At 60.5% G+C, this 2,945-nt stretch carries 3 protein-coding genes and 1 pseudogene; 1 reads left to right on the top strand and 3 read right to left on the bottom strand.

Annotated elements, in window-relative coordinates; genetic code table 11:
- Positions 1–950 (bottom strand): PAS domain-containing protein (locus tag WBV42_RS16760; protein WP_423987036.1); only part of this gene is annotated, 950 nt, incomplete at its 3' end.
- A gap of 59 nt (positions 951–1,009) precedes the next feature.
- A complete protein-coding gene (gene surE, locus WBV42_RS16755; RefSeq protein ID WP_423987035.1) occupies positions 1,010–1,786 on the bottom strand; it encodes a 5'/3'-nucleotidase SurE in 777 nt (258 codons plus the stop codon).
- 439 nt (positions 1,787–2,225) lie between these two features.
- Between surE and WBV42_RS16750 the strand changes: the two genes are divergently transcribed.
- Entirely contained in the window at positions 2,226–2,438 is a 213-nt protein-coding gene (locus tag WBV42_RS16750; protein ID WP_066145796.1) for a hypothetical protein, read from the top strand.
- Here WBV42_RS16750 and WBV42_RS16745 read toward each other — a convergent pair.
- A pseudogene (locus WBV42_RS16745) lies at positions 2,435–2,945 on the bottom strand (class I SAM-dependent methyltransferase); the annotation flags it as partial. The gene WBV42_RS16750 and the pseudogene WBV42_RS16745 sit on opposite strands and share 4 nt — an antisense overlap.

Raw genomic sequence — 2,945 nt, 5'->3', positions numbered from 1 at the left:
GAGGTCCACGCGATGCCGTCCCCGTCCAGCACCTCGTCCGGCAGCGGGCCGCCATCGCTCGTCTCCGCCTCCGGGAGGAGCGCGCCCGTGGAGTCGTCGTACAGCGCGATGGTCGTCTTCGGAAGGTGTAACGACCGCTCGGCCGCCTCGACCGCGACGGTACACACTTCGTCTGACGTTTCCGAATCCAACAGTTTCCGTGTGATGTCCGAGAGCGCCGCGAGGGCATCCTCGTGTCGTTTCCGTTGGGTTACGTCCGTCGCAACACCGATGACGCGTTCGACCGCCCCTGCCGCGTCGAACACGGGTTGGTACACGATGTCGTAGATCGTCCCCTCCATTTCGCTGGTCGCACACACCAACTCGCCCGAGAGCGCACGACGGCAGTTTTCGAGGATGTCGGGGTAGTCCTCGTATCGGTCGTCGATCGATTGGCCGACGAGTTCCTCGGAGTCCAATCCTGCGGTCTCCACCCCGCTCCCCTCCGCGAGTTGGAACGTCCCGTCGGTATCGATGACGAAGAAGATCACGGGAACGTTGCGGACGATCATCTCGTAGCGTTCGACTTCCGACTCCCGTTCGTGGCGCTCGGTGACGTTCATGTGGGCGACCACGACGTACGTATCCTCGCCCTCGGTCACGTCGACGGCGCGCATCACGAACCACCGGCGTTCGTCGGGCGAATGGCACGGGTATTCGAGGCTGAACTCGGACCGATTACCCGCCAGGATGGCACGCATACCTGCCGCTGCCTCGTCTGCAGTCCGGTCGTCGGCCACGTCACACACGTCGAGATAGTTGACGCCGAGCGTCGTGTCCGTGAGACCGTTTCCTCGGCCGAACTCCTCCCACGCCTCGTTCGTGGCGATGATCGTGCCATCCCCGTCGAGAACCGCGACGTTCACCGGGAGTACGTCGAGTGCGATCTGGTCGATATCGGTACAACTCACGGTATCCTCACCCCCCGCTCATCAAGCCAAATTAGGCTTCTGCGGGTAATACGGTGGCGCTAGAAACGGTACTCCGTCACCAACTCGTCCAGCGATTCGTGCCGGTGCGTCGTGTGCGGTGCGGTCAGTGGAGAGACGCTGACTTTGCCCTCGAACACCGCACGGCGATCGGTTCCTTCGGCGTCGGGGAGCGTCTCGTCGCTCATCTGCTCCCATGTCCGGTCGTGGAGCGTAATCACGCCCGCCTCGTTGGTCGTGTCCATGTCGTAGACGTGCGACGGCCGCGTGACTTCCATCGGGACCGACTCGCCGTTCGGCATGGGTGCGTTGACGTTCAGGTACTCCGCCCCTTCGAACATGCCGGATTCGAGTGCGTGTTCGGCCAGATAGGTCGCGGCGTCGGCCGCCACGTCGTACTCCTCGATGCTCGTATCGTAGGGCCAGAGGTGATTGGGAACGTGAAGCGAGACGGCAATGGACGGCACGTCGAAGAAGGCGGCCTCGACTGCGGCGCTAACGGTGCCGGAACGCCCGAGGACGTAGGCCCCGAGGTTCGCCCCGTTGTTGCACCCCGAGACGACGAGGTCGGGGTACGGCCCGATTTCGGTCAATCCGGCGACCACGCAGTCGGTCGGAGTCCCCGTGATCGCGTAGCCGATTTCGTGCTCCTCGACTTCGACCTCGTAGGACATCGCCCGCCCGACCGCGCTCTGGTCCGTCGCGGGTGCGACGGTGGTCACGTTTCCGACCTCCTGTAGGCTCTCGTACAACGCGCGGATACCGGGACTGTCGATGCCGTCGTCGTTCGTCAGAAGAATCTCCAGCGAATCGCCCATAAAGTGGTGGTAGGAACGGGAACGCAAAAGTACTCCGCTCGGCCGCAGTGAGACCGCCGTCGATCAGGACGGAATCGTCGAGGAAACGACTGTGACGAGGAGCGACCGCTAGACGAACGCTCGCGTCGAGGTCGGCCGGAGACAAACCGTCCGCGCTCACGGTCCAATGAATGGAGATGGCATTAGAAAGACATGTACACCATATTATAATTCTGCTACGACGACGATGACGAACGAGATCGTGGTGGAGGACGGCACTATTTCAGAAAACATGATTGTTGAAAAGTAACCCATGAGAGCACCTCGGTGCTCTAAGTATCATTCATTCTACTTTACAGTCACGTTAGTAGCGGAACATTCATGAGATATTATAATACCGCATTGATGGTTAATGAACCACATGGATTTATGCTCTGACACTCACAGTATCCAAGTGGACATGGCGGAGGGAAATGTCACAGACGCTCACACACTCGAACTCAACTACGAATACGCACAACACAACGTTGACGTGCTGTCGATCTGGTTCGAGTGCGAGCCACGGAAGACGGTGGAACTGCTAGCAGAAAACGGGATACCGCTGTCGCCGAACGACGAGGGTAAGTTCGGCTCGTACTACAACTTCGTACGGGAGTGCGTGGAAGCGAACTAGCGGCGGTCCACGACCGTCCGCTCGTCCACGACGAGGTTGTACGATTTTTCGTCATCGTTCCAGAGCACTAGCACGTCCTCGAACGCGAGAAGGTTACCGTAGGCCGCTTCACGAAGCGTTCGATTGAGCGACGTCTCCTTCGTTACCACGGCGAAGTTCCCGACCGACTCGCTTCCGTCGCTCACTTTGAACACCGGATTTTCCCCCTCCTCCGACAGCGAGTGGCTGAGCTTAACCGCCACGAGGTTCACCCGTTCGGTGACGTGTCGTTCCATTTCGGCCATCTTCGCGGACACCGACCGGTTCGACGTGAACTCCCGACGGCGGGTGTCGTCGGTTCGCAGGATAACGTGTGAGTACTGCACGTCCACGTTGACGAACTCGCCATCGCTGTCGAGTTCGTCGGCCGTCACTACCTTCGGCGACGAGTCCGACTCGATTTCCCGTGTCTCTGCCGATTCGGACGCACTCGCATCGAGTCCGCCCTCGGTAGCGTCGGGGCCGCAT

It is taken from the genome of Haladaptatus sp. (genome assembly GCF_049589095.1).
Classification (GTDB): domain Archaea; phylum Halobacteriota; class Halobacteria; order Halobacteriales; family Haladaptataceae; genus Haladaptatus.
The sequence above is the reverse complement of the archived record's forward strand: the minus strand, read 5'-3'. Positions and strand labels throughout refer to the sequence as shown.